This is a genomic window from Nonomuraea sp. NPDC026600 (genome assembly GCF_040638335.1).
GTDB lineage: Bacteria > Actinomycetota > Actinomycetes > Streptosporangiales > Streptosporangiaceae > Nonomuraea.
This window is the reverse complement of the sequence record NZ_JBEZYD010000105.1, coordinates 1-1,887: the sequence shown is the minus strand read 5'-3', so window position 1 is coordinate 1,887 and position 1,887 is coordinate 1. Positions and strand designations below refer to the sequence as shown.

The following is a 1,887-nucleotide window of genomic DNA, read 5'->3' as shown; positions in this document are numbered from 1 at the left end:
TGTAGGATCCGCAATTCCGTGTCGGATGGCAGCGTCTGGACCTGCGGTTGATGGACAGTCCGCGTGATCTGTCGGACGTGTTAGTCCGCGAAGGCGTGTCGAATCCTCTCGTCATGTTGGCCCGCTGGGAAGCTCGAGTCGAGTGGATCGGATCTCGAAGGCAAGCCTGAGGTGTTCCGGGCTGGTGCCCATCGCTTGCGCGGTGGCGGCCAGAGACATCTGGTGTGTCCGGATAAGCCTGGCTGCTTGGTCGGTGTCCGGCAGGGACATGCTCCGGCCGGGCAGGTCGAGGTGGTCGACCAGGGCGAGTGGTGGCGACCAGCTGACAGGCTCGCTGATGTCGTGGGCGGCGAGGTGGTCCGCGGCGTGCTCATCAAGCGCTGCAAGCAGGGGTTCCGTCAAAATTGCTGGCAGGACCCGGGATCCGGGGCTGAGATCTAGCCTCAAGGACTGCGAGGGTGAATAGAGGTGGGAGCCGGTCATTCGCCGATAGAGGAACCGCCGCACTGCTGGAAGCCGAAAGCAATCTCCGGGGTCTGTCCCGGTTCGACGGCGGATATCGTTCCATGCAGTTTCCGGGAGCAGCCCAACTCCGTTCAGGGTTCGGCGCCGGGTGTAGTCAATGGGGGCTCCGTGGTCGTCCAGGTATTCAGCGAGGAGGCAGATCGCGGTGAGCACGTCGGTGCCACCTTGAGCGATCTTGGGCAGATGACCTCCGAGACGCAGCGGATGGTGTCCGTGAAGGCTCGCGACCACCGGCTTGTTGCCGTCCTGCCACCAACCGGGGAGCAGCACGACTGCCGCCAGGGCCGCGCGCCAGAGGCGGTAGTCATCACTATTGGTCAGGATCGCCGGCGGGAGCAGCAAGAGGGCCCAGTTCAACCACAGCAGATGCGGTAGTGATCGTGGGCGCTCGGTGACCTTGCTGTCTCCGGGCACTGGCTTGCTCGGGTGGGTGGTGCAGGTCCGGTAGCGAAGGCGGGGCTCGGTCGCCAGGTGAGGGTCGATGGCGCGCCAGAACTGCTGTTCCAGGGCGGCCGAAGCGATTCTCGCGGTGTCGCGGCGGAGTTGCTCTATGTTTCCTTTCTTCTGCAGTGCGGCGCCCCGGTCGGTCAGGACGCGGATCGCGGTGAAGCTGGCATCGTCGAGGGGATCGCGAGTGACCTGGACGGCGCGGGTGAGAGGCCCGGCCATCACGGCCGCGTCGATGGGGGCATAGAGCGCGCTGTTCCCGTGGTGCTGGCGGGCGTGTTCAATTTCTGGCCCGCAATCTGAGAAGTCTCCCGGTTCGGCTCGCAGGAGGCTGTGCGTGGCGATCGCTGTCAGGTTGGTGAAGGCATGGCGCAGGCCGGGGTCGCGGACGTCGGCCTCGATCTGGTCCAGCAGCCCGTTGATCCATTTCTGCGCGGATAGGACCGGATTGTCGGACGTCAGACTGATGACCGGGCTCTGGGTCAGATCAGCTCTGCAGATCGTCCTTGTGCCGGGCTTCCTCGCCGAACACTCATGCTGAGCAACGTCGTGGGTGAAGAATCTCCGGCGGTGCGGCCACTGGCCGCATGCCGGACAGGCGTGGGCGAGGAGCACTTGGTGGCGAGTGCAGGCGATCGACCAGGTGAGCCGCCAGCGCAGGGCCCATCTTCCGTCACCTTCGGTCAGGCATTGTGGGCAGTATCGGGAACCGATGCCACGGCCCCAAAGCCTGACGCGACGAACCACCCGACGGCTGTCGTGCAGCGCCAGGGCGTAACCGTCGTAGCGGCGCAACGTCATGGCGTGCAAGAGGTCGACGTCGGTCCCGGTAATGCGGGCTAGTCGTTCGGCCTCCTCGTCGGTGAGGAAGGTGGTGTAGTCCGGAGCGTGATCGGTGCGGGAAGGGAAGGGTGG

At 65.2% G+C, this 1,887-nt stretch carries 1 protein-coding gene; it reads right to left on the bottom strand.

Translation table 11 applies throughout. The features are described 5' to 3' along the window. Positions 1 to 111: 111 nt before the first annotated feature. On the bottom strand, positions 112 to 1,887 hold a 1,776-nt coding region (locus AB0F17_RS66385; RefSeq protein ID WP_358047839.1), incomplete at its 5' end, for a TniQ family protein.